Source organism: uncultured Dokdonia sp. (genome assembly GCF_937910895.1).
Classification (GTDB): domain Bacteria; phylum Bacteroidota; class Bacteroidia; order Flavobacteriales; family Flavobacteriaceae; genus Dokdonia.
This window is the reverse complement of record NZ_CALEMI010000126.1, coordinates 63,024-84,313: the sequence shown is the minus strand read 5'-3', so window position 1 is coordinate 84,313 and position 21,290 is coordinate 63,024. Positions and strand designations below refer to the sequence as shown.

Genomic DNA, 21,290 nt, shown 5'->3' with positions numbered 1-21,290 from the left:
AGTTATGAGGTTGGTAGGCGTAAAATATGTTGCTCTTGAATGTGTTGCTTTACGGCAATGAGTGCTGCAATTTTAGCTTCTTCTTCATATTGCTTTTTTAGTGCTTCTGGCGAGTAATATTTTTTTACAAAATGAGTGTCAAAGTTTCCAGATCGAAATGCCTCGTGTTCACACACAAATTTTCCGAAAGCTAAGGTCGTCTGAGCGCCCACTACTTTATAATCATCTAACGCACTTGAGAGTAATTCTATCGCTTCTTCTCTAGTGTCTCCATACACAATCAGTTTTGATAGCATTGGGTCATAGTAAATAGGAATATCCATACCTTGTTCAAAACCGTTATCTACACGAATGCCTTTTCCTTCTGGCAGCACGTACGTAGATAGATTACCTACACTGGGTAAGAAATCATTTAAAGGGTCTTCTGCATAGACACGCAGTTCTAATGCGTGTCCTTTTATCGTTAAGTCTTCTTGCTTTATAGGTAATACTTCGCCTCGTGCCACACGTATTTGTAGTTCTACAAGATCTACACCCGTGATCAATTCTGTTACAGGATGCTCTACTTGTAATCGCGTATTCATTTCTAGAAAGTAGAAATTATGTTGGTCATCAAGTAAAAACTCAACAGTTCCTGCTCCTCGATAGTCACATGCTTTGGCTACTTGCACAGCTGCAGTTCCCATCGCTTCTCTTAAGGCTGGGGTAAGTACAGAAGAAGGCGCTTCTTCTACTACCTTCTGGTGACGGCGCTGGATACTACATTCTCTTTCAAAAAGGTGTACTGTATTGCCATAATTATCTGCCATTACTTGGATCTCGATATGTCTGGGTGAAGACACGTATTTTTCTATAAAAACGGATCCATCACCAAACGCAGCAGTGGCTTCGCTGATGGCTAGTTTCATTTGTGATGCTAGCTCAGCATCTTTATTGACAATCCGCATTCCTTTTCCTCCGCCACCAGCAGCGGCTTTGATGAGGATAGGAAATCCTATGTCATTAGCAATGATTTTTGCTTTTTCTACATCGGTGATGGCTTCGTCTATACCAGGAACCATCGGAATATCGTATGCTTTGACGGCATCTTTGGCAGCCAGCTTATTTCCCATAATTTCTATGGCGGTAGGCTCTGGTCCTATAAAAATGATGTTGCTGTCTGTGACCGCTTTCGCGAAAGCGGCATTTTCACTTAAAAATCCATAACCTGGATGGATGGCGTCTACGTGGAGCTCCTTGGCAACAGCGATGATTTTATCTCCTAATAAATAGGATTTATTGGATGGGGCTTCACCTACGCAAACCGCCTCGTCTGCAAAACGGACATGAGGTGCATTACGATCTATGGTAGAATAAATCGCAACGGTTTTAATACCCATTTTTTTTGCTGTAGTCATCACTCTAATGGCGATCTCTCCACGGTTGGCGACTAATATTTTTTTAATTTTCATATTCTTTCCTGCCTATGATGTCTCTTTCTAGGGGAGATATCAGAAGGCTATTTTTTAATTATTTTCTTCTTCAAATTCGACGAGGAGTTGTCCTTTATCTACGGCATCATCTTTGGTCACGTGTACCGCTTTTATGATACCATCTATGTGAGAAACAAAGCTGTTTTCCATTTTCATAGCGCTCAAAACAACAAGGGTATCTCCTTCTTTTACTTTTTGTCCTGCGGTCACTTGTACATCAAGAATAAGCCCTGGCATAGGCGCTATAAGCGAATTTGATAATTTTGAAGCTCCTACAGAAAAGCCCATATCTTTAATAAGAATATCAATAGCATCTGCAATGACCACCTCATAAGGTCTGTTATTGACGAGGACTTGGTACGTTTTCTTAGAAAAATCTGATGTGACAACGTCCGCTTTAAAAGAAGTGTTGTTGTATAGGATGTGATATCCTGTAGCTGTTGTTTTAACCGCATCTAGTTTTGAGAGGTGTTCTTGCGAAATATCAAACTCAAATTCTTGATTTACGGTGGTTTTATAGTTCTTGCTCATTCGTATATGTATAACGATATAAATATAAGTATCCCTATGGCAAAAGGCTATTTTTTTTGTCTTTTTAAGAGGATTCTATAGAGCAGAAAAGAGAATCTTTGTATTTCTATGAAAATTACACATACGATTTTTGATTGTGTATATAGGAGGTATTAAAGAGCAATCGTAAATACGTACCGCTCTAAACCAAGTTGGCGATGATAAACAGAATACTTGTAAAGACACTTATGGCAAGGATATTGAATTGAATCTTCCCTTTTTACTTTGCTAAGACAGCTCCACTGAATCCTATACAAAGAATCGTCACTAGAAAAAGTTTAATCATTTGGAGACTTCTTGGGAGGTCATTATTTATTAAAATAAACATAGTGGTTGCAGACCCAACATAACTTTGTCCAATAATACCTATGGTTGCATATCCTATAATTGCTGAGTTATATTCTTTTAGTAGATTCCTATAAAGTTTCATACTTGATATGTTTTAAGGCAATACATTTATGTATTTATTGTATACTTCAATAAGCTTTTGTATTATAAACCTCTTGAGAGCGACTCTAATTCTTTATGAGTTTGCTGCTTGTTGTACTCTTGAAACACTGTCTTTTAAGGAGAGAGATAAGCGTATAATGCTATCTTCTAAAGCTGTGAGATCATGAGCAACACCTCCATCCAGCGCGATCATACTTCCAGCGACTAGATGTTGCTTTGTATTGTTTACACCAAAATCGATAGCACCTTTAAAAACCTGAACGATAATTGGAAACGGCGTTTTATGCTCCTTCATGTGTTGTCCTTTTTTAAATATAATACGTATTTCCTTAGATGTCTGTGTTTCTAATAAAACCTGTATAGACGGTTTTTTATCATTGTAAACAAGGTCTTGGGTAAGTGATGCAATTTTCATACTTGATTTTTTATAGGTTGTTATTGCTTAGTTTGTGCATGAATATTTGAGTCATTTTTGAAGCTCTCCATTTTGCTTCTTTTGCTATTTTTCCTGAGAAATTTTTATCCATAGAAGTATTAAAATGGTACAACCATCTGTCAAAATGATGTTCTTCTATCGGGAGTTTACGATGAGGTGCAAAAGGACTGCCTTTGTACGTAAACTCATGCAAAAGCACTGTTTGCCAAAACCGATACATCGTATCTAGATGTGTTGTCCAGTTATCCTGAATAATCCCATTAAAAATGGGACCTAAAATAGTGTCCTGTCGTACAGAGGTGTAGAAGGTATTTACCATGAGTTCAATATCTTTTCTATCGGTGATGTCTTTCATTATAGATTCATTTTTATCTAAATAATTTGTAAAAGATATTAATACCTTTTTATCCTTTATTATTTTAATTTTTTTATCGTTTTAATACTGTAAGTCCTAAATTGAGATTAATAGCCACCTCTAGTAAGTTTGAAGATGCCAATGTTTCACTTAGTTGCTCTCTGATACTTACAAAATTATCATGCATAGGGCAAGGTGCTTTCTCATTACATTCATAGAGTCCTAGAGCACAACCATTAAAAAGAGAATCTCCATCAATGGCTTTTACTACTTGTTTTATTGTAATTTTTGGTAACAAGACTTTATCTATTTCAAAACCCCCTTTGGGTCCTTTTCTAGAACTTATGATATTTTCTTTTGCAAGTAATTGTAAAATTTTAGCTGTAAAAGCAACTGGAGAATCTATTGCCGAGGCAATCTCTTTTAAACTCACACGCTCATCAAATTGTGATTTCTGAGCAATAAAAAGGGTTGCTTTAATACCGTATTTACACGTTTTAGAAAACATAGTTTGTTATAAATAAGATACAAATATAAAAAACTTATTATATTTCGGATAATTTTATCCGATATTAAAATTTGTAAAATGATTATCTTATAAATAAGAGAGCTTCTATTTATGAAAACCTTATCAGGTTTTAACCTTTTCTTTCAATTTTAGTATGAAGATATCTTCTATATTTAATCTTCTAACTAACTCAGCGTATCATTGTATAAACTACTCGTTTGTTTTTTTGTGTTTTTTACATCACTAGGTGCTGTTGCGCAAACCATGACAGGAACGATATATGATGATAAGGAAGCTATAGAAGGTGTTTTGGTCAAAAACCAAACCACCAAAATGTCAACCCTTACCAATACTAAGGGTCGTTTTGAGATAGCTGCTAGTGTCCAAGATTCTATTTCTTTTTACGTCTTTACCCATGAAGAGAAAACTATGATTTTAAAAGAAGGAGTACTATATACAGATGTTGTTATTGAGCTTACGCGAAAAGTGAATCAGCTAGACGAAGTGATTGTACAAAAAGAAGTAATGCCTGTTTTTAAAAAAGCAGTATTTGCCGATACCTTTGAAAGCCAACTTCAAAAACACATTGAATTATATCCAGAACAATATGAATTTAACTCTAATCCTAATAACAATCTCAATTTTGTAAATATTGGGAAACGTCTCTGGAAATTGATCAAAAAAGACAAACCTAAACCTACTCCTTTTGTTCCCATTACATTAGAACAGTACATTGGTCTTTTTAAAGAAGATCCTATTATTAGCAACAGATTTCTGACAGAAACGGTTAAGATCCCTATGGAGTTTAAACCGCTATTTATAGATTTTTGTATTTCAAAAAATATAGATTCAGAATTACTAAAAGAAAAAAATAAATTTTTGCTTATCGAGGAGTTTATTAATCTAGGAAAGGAGTTTTTGGAGCTATTAGAATCGGATGTGGAGGATTAATATCCTTTCTCTGACAATTCCAACGTTATGTCTACCGACTATGTATTTTGATGCTTTTTTTGAGGTTAATTCTGGTTTCGCGAATCTGCCTGACGGCGTACAAGAGTGGTCATAGAAAGAATCGAATATATAGTTTATAGTTTAAATTCAAATATAAAAGTGGAAATCCATTTATGCTGCATACCCATTTTTCAGGGCATATACTGCCAATCCAACTCTTGTTTTGAGTTCTAACTTTTCAAATAAACTATCTCTATAATTCTCAATAGTTCTAGGACTACAAAACATTTTTTCTGAAATTTCTCTGTAGTTCATTTCGGTTACGGTATACTTTAAAAATTCTTTTTCACGATCAGATAAATTTAGTTTGGAACTTACGTCAATCGTATCTTCTCGGATGCTGGTAAATACTTTACTCGCTGCCCATTCTGGGAAAAACTGACCATTTTTTACAAGACTATCCAAGGCATTTTCTAATTCTAGCGGATGGACGTTTTTAAGCATATATCCTTTAGATCCGTTCTTAATCATTTTAATGAGACTTTGTTCATCTTCCTGCATACTCAATGTCATAATTAGAATATCTGGGTGGGTATCTCTGATCCATTTGGCGGTTTCAAATCCATCCATAATGGGCATACTAATATCTAATAATACAACATCTGGAACTTTTTTTGTTTTGAGCTTTTCTTGAAAATCTAACCCATTTTCACAGGTATATAATACTTCAAATTGCAAGAAATTCGAAATAATACTCTGTAATGCTTGCGCAATTAAGATATGATCATCGATGATAACAATAGTATGTTTCATTTACATTGGAATTTCAATGGTTACGGTGGTGCCTACTTGGAGCGGACTTTCTAAGGTAAACTTCCCGCCGATGAGCTCAGTTCTTTTTTGCATATTCTTTAGGCCAATTCCTTTAGAAGTTACTTTATCGAACTCAAAACCTTTACCATCATCTTTTAATATCAGCACAATTATTTCTTGATTTTGATTTAATGAAACATGTATGTTCTTACACTGAGCATGTTTAATACTGTTTTGTAGAAACTCTTGTGTAATCCTAAATAAGATGCTTTTCAGCTTATAAGAGATGAGATCTTTTTTTAAATCATGATTAAAATGAACGTTACATTTTTTTAGCGCATGTATGCGTTTGCATTCGGTTTCTATTAATTGAGCGATAGAAAAATGTTCTATGGTATCGTCCGTTAGTGATTTTGATAATTGGCGTAGTTCGGTTAAAGATTGATTAATGATCTCACCTATAGTTTCAATATTCTTATGAATCTGAGGCGCCTTATTTTCAAAAGCTAATTGCTGGGTGTACAAACTAGCGAGCGTTAGCTTCTGTCCAATATTGTCATGAATCTCTCTGCCAATATACTTCATGGTTTGCGTTTGAATTTCCATTTCGGTTTCTAAAAGTTCTTTTTTATGCACCTCATCAATATCATGGATTTCTAACAAGTGTGCCTTTTTCTTGATCCGATATTGTCTCACAAAAATGACGATCGCACTTATAAAGGCAATGAAAATGATACTAAATAGAATTAACGATACTATGATTGTGTTTTCCCCCATATAAATGATGCTGCAAATAATAAGTACATGATACAATTAGACATCAGAAAATATAGGTGATAAATCTCCCATAATTTTAAATGATTGGTATGTAACGCTTCACCAAACACATGATATGGATAGTTACCTATATAAAAAATCACTAATCCTAAATTTAAATAAAACATTTTGTTTTCTTTAAATTTAAGAATATCATCAGTTTTAATTTGTTTAATAAATTCTAAAGTCAATAGACACAAAAGCATAATAGTACCAATATTCATACTTAAAGAATACACTTCACTTATCTTTTTATAAATAAGCGAGAGTCCTATAGTTGCTATATAAACTAAAATAGATAAAAAGAATAATTTCTTATTTCTAAGAGATTTAAGAGCATATAGCCAATATAAAAATATAAACTCAAGTGGCACTCCAAAAAACATATAGTAAGCGATTTTATATTTTCTATCTATTGAAGTATTGTTAATTCCAAAATATTCTTGAATGAAGATAATTATTAAATAAATCGAGAACCATTTCCAATAACTATTCTTTAGTTTGAAAAAGTAGATTGCACCAATTAGTACTGCTAGAAATTGAGTTCCTAGCAGTAAGTAATTTTTTAAAATATAATGAATTTCTTCCATTATTAATTAAAACTCAATTCATTATCAGAATATGGCGGATATAAACCTCCATGATTTCTAGCCACTACATCATTAGTAGAAGAAGGTGTTATTGCCATTATTTTTGTGTTGCCCTGAGCAGTGGTATCTACAGCAGTGATAACTCCTCCATTTTCATCTTCAAGAGGTTTAACATAATGAGGCAAACCAAGACTGTAAGTACTATAATCAAAAGGATTAAAATCTACGACTTCTTTTGAAGAATTTATTCTAGTAGGAACCATTACCAGCGTATGTCTTTTTTCATATTGTCTGGTAGTACTATTTTCCAATAAATCTCCTAATTCTTCATAACCTGCTTTTCCCCAAGTGTCAATGGAGGGATAAGCTGCATAATATATTCGCAATCCCAATTTTTCATCTGAAGGGAATTCGGTGTTTTGTTCTACCCCTCTTTTTATATCATAAATAAATTTTTGGATAGTGTCTAAATCAAAGGTGATAGCTCGTGCATCAGGTGCGCTTCTCCCTGAATCAATTATGGATAGTTGATTAATCTTATAAGTAGAAACCATATCTCCTACTAAGTTCGTTTTTAATGTACTATAGCTTTGATCTTCATAGCTAATACATATAGCTTCGTCGTTTTCAAAACCTAAATAATTTAAAGATACCGATACACCCAGCAAAACAAGTAATGCTAAAATAATACTCTTTAATGTCCTTGTTGAATTCATAATTTTAAATTTAGTTAATTAAACATGTTTTATTGATAACAAATTAACAACGAACTATTTATATCTCTTAAAGTTACGAAACCTAAAGTTATAGGGTGAAACCACCTAATTATATCTCACTATCATACGTGTGATTTCAGATTAGCACTTAATTAATTGATAAAGAATACTTTATATCGTGACGATGATTTATATGCTTTCGCGAAAGCGTATAAAAAGGAATGACCAAGCAACTCTATTTTTTCCTTCTACGTATAGAATTTATTGTGAAAATCCCTGTTCTAACGGGAGTTTTGCGTTTTATCCTACTTCACAATCATGGCAGAAGGTTAAACCACCTAAGTAAATTCCGCTAATCCTACCTCTACTTTTACGTGAATACGCCATTTGTTGATAATGAGTGTATTATGATATTTGTGTACATAAAACAGGGGAGCTGAAAACTGTAAGATAGAGTAGGTATTATTAAAACGTTAGAACGTATGAAAACCAATGAAAAACTTAAAAAGGCATCAACGCGATGCAAAGAACCCATTCCATTTTATTCAACGATTTGGTGTGATGACTTTACAGATGTCTGGATAGGAAACTGTAAAAAACTAAACACGGAAAAACCTATTAAAAAACAAAATCATCCTGAATCTGAGTCATTTGAAGCGGTAGGGAAATGTTGTGATTACATCTATTTTGTGTGTTGGAGTAATGATGGAGGATTTAATGGCTTTATTGGTGACATTACTTATGGAACTACTAAGGTACTCACTGGGGATAATTCAAACTGGGAGGTCTTTGCAACTGGAATTGATTTTGATAATTCATCTAGCAGACCTGATAAAGTGCTGGTTGAAAGTCAGATGAAAATAGCCAATTGTGATGGTTGGACTAGACCATTTGTTGGAAATACAAATGGCAGAGAAAAAGGCCTACCTCGGGTACCACCAATAGGGAGTCGTGCTCGATATATGTGGTTTGATTCAGGATTAGATACCTCTACTTCCACTACGGCAAGAGTTCCGTTTAAGGGGTTTAATCATAATGAATTTTTAATATTCAGACTTCCGCTGAGGGATGTATTTGGAGATATATGTCATGATTGTCCTTGCTCCAAATGTGACTGTGATTGTAATGATTGTGACGGCTGTAATAAGCAGGCAGACGAACAAAACCTAGCCCTTAGATACAAAGCGTTAGATAAACAATTTACAGAACCTTCGGTCGATAATAAGAACTGCGGAGAAAAACCAAATGATCACAACTGCGATCTTCAAATAGCAAATCCAAATATAAAAGATCTAAGTCCTTGTTTCTACTTTGAATGGGGAGATGGCGCTTCAGATTCTATTGAAGAACACGATACAGAGGTGGTGTATATAACGGTTTGTAATCCATTTAATGATATTAGATATAAAGGGTTAAAGATTACTAAACTGAGTATTACACCTAATCAAGGCGATCAGGTTAAAATAGTACCAGATAGCTTTATTTGTATAGACTGTCTTGAGCCGTGTAGTTGTGTGTCTAGAGAGTTTGCGCTTATTACTAGAAACTGTAAAGACCTTTCTGGAGAATTCACCTTGGAAGTCGACTATTGCTTTGAAAGCATCGAGCTCACAACTACTGTCGAAAAACATGGTAAAGCACATTTTAAGTTTACTATTACAGATGATTAATCTAAAAGCTTAAATGATGATAGTAGATTATTGAGTATCATAGAAGATACTTGAAAATAGAACAAGGCTGCCCAAAAAGGCAGCCTTGCTTGTTAGATTACTTATTCCCTAACAGTAATAACTCATTTACTACTACCTCGGTGACATATCGTTTAACACCTTCCTTGTCCTCATAACTTCTTGACGTTAATTTTCCTTCAATAGCAATTTCTTTTCCTTTGGTAACGTATTGCTCTATGATGTCTGCAGTCTTGTTCCAGGCGATGAGGTTGTGCCACTGTGTATCGGTTACTTTTTCGCCTTGAGCGTTTTTATACGTTTCATTAGTAGCGATGGAGAATTTGGCTAATTTTTTTCCAGAATCTAATGTGATGATTTCTGGATCATTCCCTAAATTTCCGATTAACTGTACTTTGTTTCTTAAGTTCATAATGTGTGTGTTTTCTTCTTGAGATATGCCCAAGAAATTAGTTATTGGTCTACATCTCCAGACTCGTTCTGAAGAGCTCATTGTTCGTATCAAATACTATTATTGATTTTGAACAGGGCAAACATACAATGGGTTGCAAATGATAATCGGTTACTAAATAATTACTTTCGTTTACAAACGTTTGTAGTCGTTTGAAAACTAATAAATAAATGAATGTCAAATATTTATAATTAGTATTCAAATAATTTTATTTTTCATTTTTCCCGTATACTGGGGGAACTATATATAAGTTTACACCAGAAAGTAAAGTTTAATTTCGCGCTTAAGAAATAAAGAAACATTTAAAATGAACATCTAAAATAGATAGAACGAACTCATTTTAATTTTAATCAATCTTTAAAATTGAAAATAAAAAAGCGAACCGAAGTTCGCTAAATTTAACAACAGTTTCCTGTGGGTGTGTAAGGAGGTGTACCTTGACAGTCTGGTGGGCAAAGACTCCCTAGTATTGCTTTTTGTTGTTCCTCATTTAAAGGGGTAACCCCTTCTAATTTTAAAAATTTGTCTAACATAATAATGTGGTTTAAAATTAAAAATTACATTAAGTTAATTATAATAATTTGAAAAACAGGCGTTTATATGTTAAAATAAATGAAGACCTAATAAGTTCTAAAAAAAATCACATATCCAGTCATATAAAAAAGCCGTTTCTTAGACTAATAAACAACGATGGATAAAAGGCAGCTAACAGACTTATTACAAAAGCACCATACCGATGCATTTTTGTGGGCAAGTCATTGTTGTCATTATAATCAGGAAGAAGGAAAAGAAGTATTACAACGAGCCTATTTAAAAATTCTGGAAAAGAAAGCGGTGTATAAAGAAAAAGCAACCTTTAAAACCTGGCTGTTTTCTGTTATTCGGTTTACAGCGATAGATTATTTAAAAAAGAAAAAGTCCTATGAGCCATTAGAACTTGTAAAAATAGGGATAGAAGATCCTCCTTATGAGATTACTACAATTGACTATAAAGAACTTTTAAAAAAATTACCAGAACGACAACACCAAGTGTTATTATTAGCATTTTATCACGAAATGACTTTAGCAGAAATAGCCACCATTACAGGTTTGCATATTGGAACTATTCGCACCCATTATGAACGAGGAAAACAAACAATGCGAACCTTATTATTAAAAGAAAACGTATGAACACAGAAGACCATGATATCAAATCCTTTTTCGCAGAAATGCGTAAAAAAGATAGGCAACAACCTATCCCTGAATTTGAAGAAATACTCCCTAAAAAGAAGTCATCAATAATACGATACATCATATCCTTTAGTATCGCGGCTTCTCTGATTGTAGGATTTGGAATTTGGGCTAACATCTCAAAAAATATCCCACAAGAAGAAACCATAGTGATTACAATAGAAAGCGAAGAAACCCATACAGAAAGCTTGCTCACAGATAATATGTCCATTTTCTCTTGGGAATCTCAGACAGACGCATTAATAAACGATTTTAACGATTAAATATACATACCATGAAAAAAATAATATTCCTTTTGCTATGTATCGCAGGATACGGAAATAGCATTGCGCAAGACACCTTCCAAAGTGAATTGTTTGCAGCCGAAACGGTATTAAAATTTCGTGCTGATTTAGAACTCTCAGACGATCAAGTACGTATCATTAAAAAGATTTATAACGATAACATTACCGCGTTCAATACCACAAAATGGGATTTAGATGCGCTACAAGTGGGGCTTAATAAACTGATTGCAGAAAGTAAAGTAGATGAAAAAGCAGCACTCGCAAAAATGGAGGAAATCTCAATGCTTGAACAAAAGCTAAAAAGTCAGCGCCTTAAGATGCTTGTGAAAATTAAAAACGAACTGACCGAGTCACAACAATCCATGCTCAAAGAACTCCGAAAAGATGAAGACCTCTCTGTCTTTAAATTAACAACACCTATCAGTGAAGATCCTCGTATTGTTATACGTGGGAGTGCCACAAAAGACGGAAAAAGCCCTATGTATATTATCATTGATAAAAATAAAGAAACAAAATACACAGATGGTAATATGTTTAAAAAATCAATGAAGAGTATTTCGCCTGATAGAATAGAAAACGTTAATGTGATAAAAGGAAAAGCTGCCATTACCCAATATGGAAAAGAAGGAGAAAACGGTGTGATTATCATAAAGCTTAAAGACTAGTCGTATTTTAGTAGAGATGAAGCTATTTTTTCACATAATTTGTTTTCTTTTTTGTGGCAGTTTGTACGCACAAACTGTAAGCGGTACCGTATACGATAGTGTCACCAAAGAACCTTTGCTTGGTGCTTCAGTATATTTTGAAGGCACCACCATAGGAGGCATCACCAATGAGCAAGGGAAGTTTAGCCTGTACTCAGAAATAAACAGTACTTCCCAACTCGTCGTGACCTATCTTGGATATACAGATGCCGTTTTTACCCTTTCGGGAAATAAGCCCCTGACCATTTACCTAACCCCAAAAGAAGAATCGCTCGATGAGGTCGTCGTGACTGCCACGTCATTGTTTACCAGAGAGGAATTGTTAGCCGCATTCCGAACGCAATTTTTAGGAACGACCAAAGCGGGTCAGTCCTGTGAAATTCTGAATGAAGATGCACTCAGATTATATTACAACGCCTCCAAAAAACAATTAACAGTAAAAGCCAATGAGGTATTGCGTATAAAGAATCCCTACTTAGGTTATGAGATTCGTTTCCGATTGTACGATTGTAAAATTTCTTATTTCTCAACATCTATTAAGTCGTATGATGTACAACAATCCTATTATGCAGGCACCAGTTTCTTTGTCGATGAGAAAAAAGACGTCAGAAAATATAAGAAGAGAAGAGAGGAAGTATATGAAGGCTCTTCTTTACATTTTATGCGTACCGTTGCAACAGAACAATGGGATGAAGAAGATTTTGTGATTTATAAAAAGGGATTGCCCGTATATCCCAAAACACACTTTGTAGTAAGCGATACACTGGGGATTAAGAAAGTGCAATTAACAAACCCTGTCACTGTTTTGTATGATAAGAAAAAGCGATCTGAAGTACGTCCTAAATACACCCACTACACTATTGATGGATTTGGAAATTTCTATCCACCAGATGCGCTTATTTTTAGCGGATTGATGGGACAACAACGCCTCGGTGATGCTCTTCCATTAGATTATGGATTGTAAAATTCTTATCCCGCTTTCGCGAAAATAAATACAGGGGGTCTCCGATAACTTTTGTAGCTTTATACGACAAAAGAAAAAGCTATAAAAGAAACCAAAAATTTAAAAAAATGAGCACAATCAAATTAGGAGACATCGCACCAGACTTTACCGCACCCACTACCGAAGGAGAGATCAATTTTCATGAATGGCTTGGAGACAGTTGGGGAATCTTATTCTCACATCCCGCAGACTATACGCCCGTATGTACCACCGAGTTAGGCACCGTAGCAAAATATACAGACGAATTTAATAAACGCAATGTCAAAGTAGCCGCTTTAAGTGTTGATGGAGTAGCCTCACATCACGGATGGATTAAAGATATCAATGAGACACAAAATACTACAGTGAATTTCCCCATCATAGGAGATGAAGACAGAAAAGTGGCTAATCTGTACGATATGATTCATCCAAATGCAGACAGCACGCTCACCGTACGTTCTGTGTTTTTAATCGGTCCAGATAAAAAAGTAAAACTCACTCTTACATACCCAGCAGCCACAGGAAGAAATTTTGATGAGTTACTTCGTGTGATAGACTCTTTACAATTAACCGCTTATCATAAAGTAGCTACTCCAGCCAATTGGAAACAAGGCGATGACTGTGTGATTGTCCCTTCGGTAACCAATGAAGAAATTCCAGCACTATTTCCAAAAGGCCACACAGAAGTAAAACCGTATCTAAGACTTACCCCACAACCTAATATTGAGTAGGGAATCAAGACTTTTCATTCCCGCGAACCTGCTTGTCGGCAGACAGGGGCGGGAATCTTACTCTTTTTTTGATAATTAAAATGCACAACGGGTTTAGATAATAGGTATTAGATAAGATCTAAATATTATGAGCACATACCAACCAAACCCATCCTACGCACAACTGCGTTTACCCTCAGAAGACCTGACAGCCGATATGGATTTTTTCATCCAACTCGGCTTTCGATTGGATAAGATCTTTCCAGCAGATCATCCTGCGGTGGCTATGCTTTCGGGATTTGGAATGCATATTGTATTAGACAAACGGGAGGAAAGTCCGCCAGCAGTTATCAATATTATTACAGACACTCCAGAAACAATTGCACAAGGGAAAAAAGAACTAACTGCTCCCAACGGTACGGTGATTCATATCCTTCCGAGAACCCAAACGCTGGTCACACCAAGTACACAACATCACTTTGAAGTTTGTAAACTAAGTGAAGCATCCTCATGGGTGATTGGTCGTGCAGGGATGTTATATCGTGACCTGATTCCTGACAGATTAGGAGGAAGTATCATTGCTTCACATATCAGCATTCCCAAAGGAGGTCCCGTTCCTGATATGGTACATTATCATACTATTGGTTTTCAATTGATTTTTTGCAAACGTGGTTGGGTAAAACTCGTATACGAAGATCAAGGGCCACCTTTTATTTTACGCGCTGGCGATTGTGTGACGCAGCCGCCTGAGATCCGCCATCGTGTGCTTGAATCATCAGACCATTTGGAAGTGATTGAAATTGGCGTTCCTGCCGAGCACATGACCACTATAGATCATGAGCTAGAACTTCCTACAAAAACATATAGCCCCGACCGACTTTTTCAAGGACAGCGTTTCTGTCACCATCAGTTAGAAGATGCAGTTTGGAAAGATTGGCGTATAGAAGGTTTCCGCTTTCGCGAAAGCGGAATTCACAGCGCAACCCAAGGCGATGCTTCTGTTCATGTAGCCAAGCCTATCCAAGCAATGCAAAAAACGCCTATCCTAAGCCACACAACAGATATTCTGTTCAACTTTATCTTGGCAGGAATTATGCAACTAGACGCCGAAGGTCAGGAAACACAATACCTTACTGAAGGGGATGCGTTTGTTATTCCTCCCAATATGAAGTATCAGTTTACCCACATATCGAAAGACGTAGAACTACTCGAAGTAGCTTTGCCAGGAAGTTTTGAGACGATTATGCATTAATCATACAGTCATTATATATTTTAAGGTATTTGTCCTTAGGAGCTTTTTAGTTTCTTTATCTTTAAATTCGAGTTCAACTAAGCCATCGTATAAAATTATATTATGAAATCAAGCCTACTTCTCTTTTTAATGCTAGTCTCTTATGCGCTATGTTCACAAAACCTTGTCATTACAAATGCTACGATTGTAGACGTATATACAGGTGCATTGTTAGGAAAACAAAATCTATTGGTAGAAGAAGGACTTATTGTTAAAATAAGTGCGAAAGCCATCAGAAATAAAAAAGGCTATCAAGTCATAGATGCTACAGGAAATTATTTAATGCCAGGCATGATTGATACACATATTCACTTTTTTCAAACAGGAAGTCTGTATACACGACCCGATGCAATGAATCTGACGGACGTAGTTCCTTATGAAGAAGAATTAGCATTTGCAGAAGAACTCGCCAAAGATAGCTTTAATCGCTATCTGCGTTTAGGGATTACAACCGTTATGGATGTAGGAGGACCACTCTCTAATTTTAAAGTTCGTGATACGATTGCAAAAGCACAAATCTCTCCTAATGTGTATGTGACAGGACCTTTGTTTTCTCCTTATCAACCAGAAGCCCTTTCTAAATTAGACGATGTACCTATTGAAAAAATTACATCTATCGAAGAAGCCACTGAGTTCTTTAATAAAATGTTGCTATATAAGCCTGATTTTATTAAGATATGGTACATCGCAAGCCCATCGATACCCGCAGAAGAAACATATCCTATCGTTAAGCACATTGCCAAACTAACCCATGATCAAAATCTTAAACTAGCTGTCCATGCCACTCAATTTAAAACGGCAAAACTTGCAGTTGAAGCGGGTGCAGATATTTTAGTGCATAGTGTAGATGACCAAGAACTTACAGAGGAGTTTGCGCAATTACTGAAACAAAATCAGGTGACTTATATCCCTACGTTGATTGTTTCAAAAAATTATTATACCGCATTTGCAGGAACTCCAGAAGATCACCTACAAGACCTGAAGTTTGCAAACCCAAGAGTATATAGTACGCTAAAGGATGTAAAGCAGTATACAAAAACAACCATGCCTGCTCCTTTAAAGCGTTTTCAAAATAATCCAGCTGGATTTTTAGGGTATTACGCAAAAAATAGTGAGTTAATGGAGAAGAATCTCAAATTCCTTCAAGAACGGGGAGTTAATATTGCCACAGGAACTGATGCAGGTAATATAGGAACCATGCATGCGTCCTCCTATCTTCAAGAGGTCGAAGCCATGAAAAAAGGTGGACTTACAAATGCCCAGTTATTAAAAGCAGCGACTGTAAATGCTGCCAAAGGGTTTGGCTTAGAGAGTCAGTTAGGAAGTATCACAGAAGGGAAAATAGCAGATATGATTTTACTAAAAAAAAATCCGCTAGAAGATATTCAGCATCTTACCACTATAACATCCGTGATTAAAGATGGGGTCTTTTTAAAAGCTTCAGAGATCATCAAAGAAACACCTGAACAACTAGTACAGCGTCAGGTAAATGCATATAATGCGAGAAATATAGAAGCATTTTTAGATACGTATGCAGAAACCATTGAAATATTTAATTTTCCTAATGAATCTATGCTAAAAGGGAAAGAACAGCTAAAAGACAGCTTTTCAAAAATGTTTGAAAATACTCCTAATCTTTATTGTGAGATTAAAAATCGTATGATTCTCGGTAATAAAGTCATTGATAAAGAATACGTTCGTTTTGGCAATAGTTATTCTAATGTGATTGCCATTTATGAAATAAAAGAGGGAAAAATTGCAAAAGTGACTTTTGTGAGGGAATAGTATGCACTTATTTTCTCTTTTAAATGTCAAATATATAAGAGTGAAACAGCCATTGTTTTGATTCCAATTAAATTTACTAATTTACGGAGTCTAATTACCCTAAGTATTCTTATGAAACCATCACACCATACCGCACAATCGTACTGGAAGAAGAATTTACGATACCTATTAATACTCTTAGTGATCTGGTTTGCGGTTTCCTATGGAGCGGGAATTCTTTTTAAAGATACGCTAGATACCATTCAACTAGGAGGTTTTCCACTTGGATTTTGGTTTGCCCAACAGGGATCTATTTATGTATTTGTCATCCTCATTTTTGTATATGTACACTTAATGAATCGGCTGGACAAAAAGTATGGCTATGACACCTAAACCCAATTACTATCGTATAGAGAACTTTCTCTCCCTCAGGGAGAGATGCCCGTAGGGCAGAGAGGGCTTTTCGCGAAAGCATAACTACAACACACGAATTCTAAATTCTTAAAATCAAACCCCTTTTTTATGACCGTACAAACCTGGACATATATACTCGTCGGAGTCACATTTGCGCTCTATATTGGGATTGCGATTTGGTCACGCGCTGGCTCAACCAAAGAATTTTATGTCGCAGGCGGAGGAGTTTCTCCTTGGGCAAATGGTATGGCAACCGCTGCCGATTGGATGAGTGCCGCCTCCTTTATCTCTATGGCAGGAATTATTTCCTTTAGTGGATATGACGGCTCTGTGTATTTGATGGGATGGACAGGTGGTTATGTACTTCTGGCATTATTGCTGGCACCTTATCTCCGGAAATTTGGTAAATTCACCGTACCCGATTTTATAGGTGATCGCTATTACTCAAAAACAGCAAGAATCGTTGCCGTACTTTGTGCGTTGCTGGTTTCTTTTACCTATGTGGCAGGACAGATGCGAGGTGTCGGGCTTGTATTCTCACGCTTTTTGGAAGTAGATATCAATACAGGCGTGATCATCGGGATGATCATTGTGCTGTTTTATGCCGTATTAGGTGGTATGAAGGGTATTACTTATACGCAAGTCGCACAATATTGTGTGTTGATTTTTGCCTTTATGGTACCCGCTATTTTTATATCTATTCAAATGACGGGAAACCCGATTCCGCAGTTAGGTATGGGAAGTACTGTAGAAGATGGTACCTATCTTTTAGACAAACTCAACGGACTCTCGAAAGACCTTGGTTTTGCAGATTATACCAATGGGTCAAAATCAAAGATAGACGTGTTTATGATTACACTAGCATTAATGGTAGGCACCGCAGGATTACCCCATGTCATCGTTCGGTTTTTTACAGTAAAACGTGTAAAAGATGCTCGTAAATCGGCAGGAATCGCGTTGTTGCTCATTGCTGTTTTGTACACCACTGCACCCGCAGTAGCTGTGTTTGCACGCACTAATATGATTACAACCGTGAATGATCAGCCGTATTCAGAAATGCCGGAATGGTTTACCAAATGGGAAACAACAGGCTTAATTGCTTTTGAAGACAAAAATGGGGACGGGAAGATTCAATATACCGCTTTCGCGAAAGCAGAAAATGGACATCTCGCAAACGAACTTACAGTAGATAATGATATCATGGTGTTGGCAAATCCAGAAATTGCCAATCTTCCCGCTTGGGTTATTGCGCTTGTTGCCGCTGGCGGACTTGCCGCAGCATTATCGACAGCAGCAGGATTATTACTCGTGATTTCATCATCAGTATCTCACGATCTTGTCAAAAAGACATTTAGACCTAACATTACCGATACGCAAGAGTTATGGATTGCGCGGGGTGCAGCTACTGTAGCAGTAGTCATTGCAGGCTATTTTGGCATTGATCCGCCAGGATTTGTAGCAGCTGTCGTGGCACTCGCTTTTGGACTGGCTGCGGCTTCTTTCTTTCCTGCGATCGTCTTAGGGATTTTCTATAAAAAAATGAACAAAGAAGGCGCTATCTCTGGAATGATTGTCGGGATCACACTTATGATCTTTTATATATTGAAGTTTAAGTTTGGTGTTTTTGACGGAGGTAAAGAAGCGATTGCAGGACTGCAAAGTGATTGGTGGTTTGGAATTTCTCCAGAAGGTTTCGGCAGTGTCGCAATGACGGTTAATTTTATAGTAGCACTTATTGTAAATCGTTTTACACCGGAGCCGCCAGCTACCGTTCAAGAGATTGTAGAGACTATTAGAATTCCAAGTGGTGTTGGAGACGCAAGTGGACATTAGGATGCTTTCGCGCTCCTATCTGCCAGCAGGCAGGAGCGTCTAAAAAAGATAATTTTTTCTAGTAGATATGCTTTACAAGCAGTTCTAATAACTGTTCTGTCCTGTAGGGTTTTACAATAGCATCATCAATCCCATAGGTACCAAAATCTTTTTCTGGATTAATCGTATTTATTGCAGTTAAGGCAATGATAGGGGTGTTTAATCCGATATTGCGAATCTCTCTACTGGAATCAAGACCATTCATGACAGGCATATTAACGTCCATCAAAATAGCATCAAAAGATTGCTCTTTTACTTTTTCTAAAGCATCCAATCCATTCTTTGCGACACCGTGCAACATCCCGTGTTGTTCCAATACTTTTTGAGTCACTAATTGATTGATTTTGTTATCGTCAACAATCAAGATTTTTTTATCCTGTAATTTTTTGATACATACATCTTCCTTTTCGGAATTATCTACCAGAGTCCCTATAGAAAAAGATAGGACACAGGAGAATGTTGTCCCTTTTCCATAAGTGCTTTCAAACATGAGTTTGCTTCCTAATATTGTTAAGATTCTATTGACAATAGGTAGTCCAAGTCCAGAGCCTTCATATTCGCTATAGGTTGTTCCTTGAATAAATTCTTCAAATATCCTTTCTTGCTGCTCTTCTGGAATCCCAATACCTGTATCCATGATAGAAAAAGATATGGATACTTTTTTATTGGTAGCATGTTGTTTTTTTACAATAATATCAATACGTCCATCTTGGGTAAACTTACTGGCATTACTTACTAAATTCATTAAGACCTGAGAGACTTTTGTTTGATCTCCAACAAGTATTTTGGGAATAGTAGGATCTAGATCAATGTAAACGGAATTATTGTTTTGTTGGTTAATAAATTCAAATGATTGCGTGATGTTATGAATCAGCGACTCTAATTTGAAATTACTATTTTGGATATGTTGTCCTGCTTGAGAATCTAGTTTGTTTATGTTTAAGACATCGTTGACCAATGCTAGTAAATAATCTGCCGAAAATTTAAGAGAGGTAAGGTCATCTATGTTGTTTTTGAGTTTAGGATCTTTGAGTAAGATAGAAGATAGTCCTATGATACCATATAGTGGGGTGCGGAGCTCGTGACTAATCGTTGAGAATAACTGTGTCTTAGCTTGCGTAAGTTTTTCAGATTTTTCTTTAGCTTCTAGGTATTGTGAGTTTTTTGCTTTTAGATCTTTGAGTAGTATAAAACGCTTACGACGTACATAGAGTAAGAGTGCAAGAATTAATAGTAAGATTCCTCCTAATGTTAAGGAGAAAATAGAGAGTAATTTACTCTCAGATGCTTTTTGTTGTGCCAGAAGTTTTTCAAGCTCAGAAGCTTTTAATTCTTGTTCGTATTGATCAAGGTTAAATTTAGAACGTGCAAGTTGTTGTTTTGAAATCTTATCAGATTCATAACGGATGTCTCTTAGAGAGTCATATCGCTTTCTGATGACATTTAATTTTTCATATTGTGCTGTCTGATCGTAAGCGTCTAATAAATACTTAAAGTTACCAAGTAAGGTTTCTTCTTGGTATTTGTCTTTTCCAAGCTCCATTGACTTTAAGAGATACGTTATAGCTTGATCAAACTTTTTTTCCAATAAATAAATCCCTCCTTGCACATGGTATACGGTAGCAACATATTCGTCTCTTAGGGTTTCATCTATTGCATCACTGTACAATGCCAAAGGGAGCGCCTTATCTACATAATACTGTGCCTTTTTTGGGTCTTTAATACCTACATACAGTTCTGAGAGGTTATTAAGGGCAATAAAAACGAATACATCATTTTTTAGTTGATTTCCTATTTCAAGTGTTTTTTCAAAATAGGTAATCGCTTGTTTAGGATCTTCTATTATAAATGTATTCCCTAGATTGATATATAGAGATACTAATGAAAGTGTGTCTTTAGCTTTTTTTGCTCTTACGAGTGCTTTATTAAAATATTCACTTGCCCCATCAGTATCATCTACTTGTATAAAAGCATTTCCTAAAACAGACATAATACGCCTTTCACCTTTCTTGTAATTGATGTCCTGTGCATTATTAACAATACTAGGTGCTATCTCTATCACTTTATCGTAGTCGGCTTTGTAAAAATAATCCTTTAAAACACCAAACATAGAGTCTATTTGTACGCTTGTGTATATGTACGGAATATCATCTAGATTTTCAGTCTGTTCCAAGTCTTGTGCTACTAAAGGATAGTAGAATATACAGAAGAAAATAAGCAAGA

At 35.8% G+C, this 21,290-nt stretch carries 24 protein-coding genes; 11 read left to right on the top strand and 13 right to left on the bottom strand.

The annotated features are described in order from the left end of the window. Nucleotides 1-2: 2 nt before the first annotated feature. The 6 genes from accC to Q0505_RS15070 form a co-directional block, all read right to left on the bottom strand. Entirely contained in the window at nt 3-1,445 is a 1,443-nt protein-coding gene (accC, locus tag Q0505_RS15095; RefSeq protein WP_299214627.1) for an acetyl-CoA carboxylase biotin carboxylase subunit, read from the bottom strand. A 60-nt stretch (nt 1,446-1,505) separates the two neighbouring features. After that, the gene (locus Q0505_RS15090; RefSeq protein WP_299214514.1) at nt 1,506-2,003 is read right to left on the bottom strand and encodes a biotin/lipoyl-containing protein; all 498 of its coding nucleotides are present in this window, start codon (nt 2,001-2,003) and stop codon (nt 1,506-1,508) included. 259 nt (nt 2,004-2,262) lie between these two features. After that, nucleotides 2,263-2,472, bottom strand: coding sequence for a hypothetical protein (locus Q0505_RS15085; protein ID WP_299214511.1), 210 nt, complete (start codon nt 2,470-2,472; stop codon nt 2,263-2,265). Between the two features lie 93 nt (nt 2,473-2,565). Then, nucleotides 2,566-2,907 carry a cupin gene (locus Q0505_RS15080; RefSeq protein ID WP_299214508.1) on the bottom strand — a complete coding sequence of 114 codons (342 nt, stop codon included), beginning with the start codon at nt 2,905-2,907 and terminating at the stop codon, nt 2,566-2,568. A gap of 10 nt (nt 2,908-2,917) precedes the next feature. After that, entirely contained in the window at nt 2,918-3,283 is a 366-nt protein-coding gene (locus Q0505_RS15075) for a group III truncated hemoglobin (protein WP_299214506.1), read from the bottom strand. A gap of 73 nt (nt 3,284-3,356) precedes the next feature. Beyond that, nucleotides 3,357-3,791 carry an Rrf2 family transcriptional regulator gene (locus tag Q0505_RS15070; RefSeq protein WP_299214503.1) on the bottom strand — a complete coding sequence of 145 codons (435 nt, stop codon included), beginning with the start codon at nt 3,789-3,791 and terminating at the stop codon, nt 3,357-3,359. 228 nt (nt 3,792-4,019) lie between these two features. Here Q0505_RS15070 and Q0505_RS15065 point away from each other — a divergent pair, with 228 nt between their 5' ends. Continuing rightward, complete coding sequence (locus Q0505_RS15065; protein WP_299214500.1) at nt 4,020-4,742, top strand: carboxypeptidase-like regulatory domain-containing protein; 723 nt, start codon at nt 4,020-4,022, stop codon at nt 4,740-4,742. Nucleotides 4,743-4,913: 171 nt separating this feature from the next. Here the strand turns inward: Q0505_RS15065 and Q0505_RS15060 are convergent, their stop codons facing one another. From Q0505_RS15060 to Q0505_RS15045, 4 genes are read right to left on the bottom strand one after another with little or no spacing between them, the layout of a single operon-like run. Then, nucleotides 4,914-5,555 carry a response regulator transcription factor gene (locus Q0505_RS15060; RefSeq protein WP_299214498.1) on the bottom strand — a complete coding sequence of 214 codons (642 nt, stop codon included), beginning with the start codon at nt 5,553-5,555 and terminating at the stop codon, nt 4,914-4,916. Continuing rightward, nucleotides 5,556-6,332, bottom strand: coding sequence for an ATP-binding protein (locus tag Q0505_RS15055; RefSeq protein WP_299214496.1), 777 nt, complete (start codon nt 6,330-6,332; stop codon nt 5,556-5,558). After that, nucleotides 6,311-6,961, bottom strand: coding sequence for a hypothetical protein (locus Q0505_RS15050; protein WP_299214493.1), 651 nt, complete (start codon nt 6,959-6,961; stop codon nt 6,311-6,313). Before Q0505_RS15050 ends, Q0505_RS15055 begins: the two co-directional genes overlap by 22 nt. Before the next feature lie 2 nt (nt 6,962-6,963). Further along, nucleotides 6,964-7,677: a hypothetical protein gene (locus Q0505_RS15045; protein ID WP_299214491.1), complete on the bottom strand. Its 714-nt coding sequence runs from the start codon at nt 7,675-7,677 to the stop codon at nt 6,964-6,966. Nucleotides 7,678-8,159: 482 nt separating this feature from the next. Between Q0505_RS15045 and Q0505_RS15040 the strand changes: the two genes are divergently transcribed. Next, nucleotides 8,160-9,347 (top strand): hypothetical protein, encoded by a 1,188-nt coding sequence (locus Q0505_RS15040; protein WP_299214489.1) that lies wholly within the window; start codon nt 8,160-8,162, stop codon nt 9,345-9,347. 97 nt (nt 9,348-9,444) lie between these two features. Here Q0505_RS15040 and ssb read toward each other — a convergent pair whose 3' ends face one another. Continuing rightward, a complete protein-coding gene (ssb, locus tag Q0505_RS15035; RefSeq protein ID WP_299214487.1) occupies nt 9,445-9,777 on the bottom strand; it encodes a single-stranded DNA-binding protein in 333 nt (110 codons plus the stop codon). Nucleotides 9,778-10,214: 437 nt separating this feature from the next. Further along, nucleotides 10,215-10,349 carry a hypothetical protein gene (locus tag Q0505_RS15030; RefSeq protein ID WP_299214485.1) on the bottom strand — a complete coding sequence of 45 codons (135 nt, stop codon included), beginning with the start codon at nt 10,347-10,349 and terminating at the stop codon, nt 10,215-10,217. Nucleotides 10,350-10,506: 157 nt separating this feature from the next. On the opposite strand from Q0505_RS15030, the gene Q0505_RS15025 reads away from it, so the two are divergent. The 9 genes from Q0505_RS15025 (at nt 10,507) to Q0505_RS14985 (ending at nt 19,028) form a co-directional block, all read left to right on the top strand. Continuing rightward, the gene (locus Q0505_RS15025) at nt 10,507-10,986 is read left to right on the top strand and encodes a sigma-70 family RNA polymerase sigma factor (RefSeq protein ID WP_299214483.1); all 480 of its coding nucleotides are present in this window, start codon (nt 10,507-10,509) and stop codon (nt 10,984-10,986) included. Further along, on the top strand, nt 10,983-11,309 hold the full coding sequence (locus Q0505_RS15020; RefSeq protein ID WP_299214481.1) for a hypothetical protein: 327 nt from the start codon (nt 10,983-10,985) through the stop codon (nt 11,307-11,309). The genes Q0505_RS15025 and Q0505_RS15020 overlap by 4 nt, the downstream gene beginning before the upstream one ends. An 11-nt stretch (nt 11,310-11,320) precedes the next feature. Beyond that, entirely contained in the window at nt 11,321-11,995 is a 675-nt protein-coding gene (locus Q0505_RS15015; protein ID WP_299214479.1) for a hypothetical protein, read from the top strand. A gap of 61 nt (nt 11,996-12,056) precedes the next feature. Next, the gene (locus tag Q0505_RS15010; protein WP_299214477.1) at nt 12,057-12,998 is read left to right on the top strand and encodes a carboxypeptidase-like regulatory domain-containing protein; all 942 of its coding nucleotides are present in this window, start codon (nt 12,057-12,059) and stop codon (nt 12,996-12,998) included. Between the two features lie 107 nt (nt 12,999-13,105). Then, on the top strand, nt 13,106-13,747 hold the full coding sequence (locus Q0505_RS15005) for a peroxiredoxin (protein ID WP_299214475.1): 642 nt from the start codon (nt 13,106-13,108) through the stop codon (nt 13,745-13,747). A gap of 127 nt (nt 13,748-13,874) precedes the next feature. Beyond that, nucleotides 13,875-14,978, top strand: coding sequence for a hypothetical protein (locus Q0505_RS15000; RefSeq protein ID WP_299214473.1), 1,104 nt, complete (start codon nt 13,875-13,877; stop codon nt 14,976-14,978). Between the two features lie 102 nt (nt 14,979-15,080). Then, on the top strand, nt 15,081-16,802 hold the full coding sequence (locus Q0505_RS14995; RefSeq protein WP_299214471.1) for an amidohydrolase family protein: 1,722 nt from the start codon (nt 15,081-15,083) through the stop codon (nt 16,800-16,802). Between the two features lie 111 nt (nt 16,803-16,913). Beyond that, the gene (locus Q0505_RS14990) at nt 16,914-17,174 is read left to right on the top strand and encodes a DUF4212 domain-containing protein (RefSeq protein WP_299214469.1); all 261 of its coding nucleotides are present in this window, start codon (nt 16,914-16,916) and stop codon (nt 17,172-17,174) included. A gap of 129 nt (nt 17,175-17,303) precedes the next feature. Beyond that, nucleotides 17,304-19,028 (top strand): sodium:solute symporter family protein, encoded by a 1,725-nt coding sequence (locus tag Q0505_RS14985; RefSeq protein ID WP_299214467.1) that lies wholly within the window; start codon nt 17,304-17,306, stop codon nt 19,026-19,028. 58 nt (nt 19,029-19,086) lie between these two features. Here Q0505_RS14985 and Q0505_RS14980 read toward each other — a convergent pair whose 3' ends face one another. Beyond that, nucleotides 19,087-21,240 (bottom strand): response regulator, encoded by a 2,154-nt coding sequence (locus Q0505_RS14980; RefSeq protein ID WP_299214465.1) that lies wholly within the window; start codon nt 21,238-21,240, stop codon nt 19,087-19,089. Between the last annotated feature and the right edge of the window lie 50 nt (nt 21,241-21,290).

Coding starts and splice junctions, on each gene's coding strand:
- Q0505_RS15005 (WP_299214475.1), top strand. CDS start 13,106: ATGAGCACAATCAAATTAGGAGACATCGCACCAGACTTTACCGCACCC.
- Q0505_RS15030 (WP_299214485.1), bottom strand. CDS start 10,349: ATGTTAGACAAATTTTTAAAATTAGAAGGGGTTACCCCTTTAAATGAG.
- Q0505_RS14990 (WP_299214469.1), top strand. CDS start 16,914: ATGAAACCATCACACCATACCGCACAATCGTACTGGAAGAAGAATTTA.
- Q0505_RS15075 (WP_299214506.1), bottom strand. CDS start 3,283: ATGAAAGACATCACCGATAGAAAAGATATTGAACTCATGGTAAATACC.
- Q0505_RS15020 (WP_299214481.1), top strand. CDS start 10,983: ATGAACACAGAAGACCATGATATCAAATCCTTTTTCGCAGAAATGCGT.
- Q0505_RS15085 (WP_299214511.1), bottom strand. CDS start 2,472: ATGAAACTTTATAGGAATCTACTAAAAGAATATAACTCAGCAATTATA.
- Q0505_RS15060 (WP_299214498.1), bottom strand. CDS start 5,555: ATGAAACATACTATTGTTATCATCGATGATCATATCTTAATTGCGCAA.
- Q0505_RS15055 (WP_299214496.1), bottom strand. CDS start 6,332: ATGGGGGAAAACACAATCATAGTATCGTTAATTCTATTTAGTATCATT.
- Q0505_RS15000 (WP_299214473.1), top strand. CDS start 13,875: ATGAGCACATACCAACCAAACCCATCCTACGCACAACTGCGTTTACCC.
- Q0505_RS15025 (WP_299214483.1), top strand. CDS start 10,507: ATGGATAAAAGGCAGCTAACAGACTTATTACAAAAGCACCATACCGAT.
- Q0505_RS14985 (WP_299214467.1), top strand. CDS start 17,304: ATGACCGTACAAACCTGGACATATATACTCGTCGGAGTCACATTTGCG.
- Q0505_RS14995 (WP_299214471.1), top strand. CDS start 15,081: ATGAAATCAAGCCTACTTCTCTTTTTAATGCTAGTCTCTTATGCGCTA.
- Q0505_RS15045 (WP_299214491.1), bottom strand. CDS start 7,677: ATGAATTCAACAAGGACATTAAAGAGTATTATTTTAGCATTACTTGTT.
- ssb (WP_299214487.1), bottom strand. CDS start 9,777: ATGAACTTAAGAAACAAAGTACAGTTAATCGGAAATTTAGGGAATGAT.
- Q0505_RS15070 (WP_299214503.1), bottom strand. CDS start 3,791: ATGTTTTCTAAAACGTGTAAATACGGTATTAAAGCAACCCTTTTTATT.
- Q0505_RS15090 (WP_299214514.1), bottom strand. CDS start 2,003: ATGAGCAAGAACTATAAAACCACCGTAAATCAAGAATTTGAGTTTGAT.
- Q0505_RS15040 (WP_299214489.1), top strand. CDS start 8,160: ATGAAAACCAATGAAAAACTTAAAAAGGCATCAACGCGATGCAAAGAA.
- Q0505_RS15050 (WP_299214493.1), bottom strand. CDS start 6,961: ATGGAAGAAATTCATTATATTTTAAAAAATTACTTACTGCTAGGAACT.
- Q0505_RS15080 (WP_299214508.1), bottom strand. CDS start 2,907: ATGAAAATTGCATCACTTACCCAAGACCTTGTTTACAATGATAAAAAA.
- Q0505_RS15015 (WP_299214479.1), top strand. CDS start 11,321: ATGAAAAAAATAATATTCCTTTTGCTATGTATCGCAGGATACGGAAAT.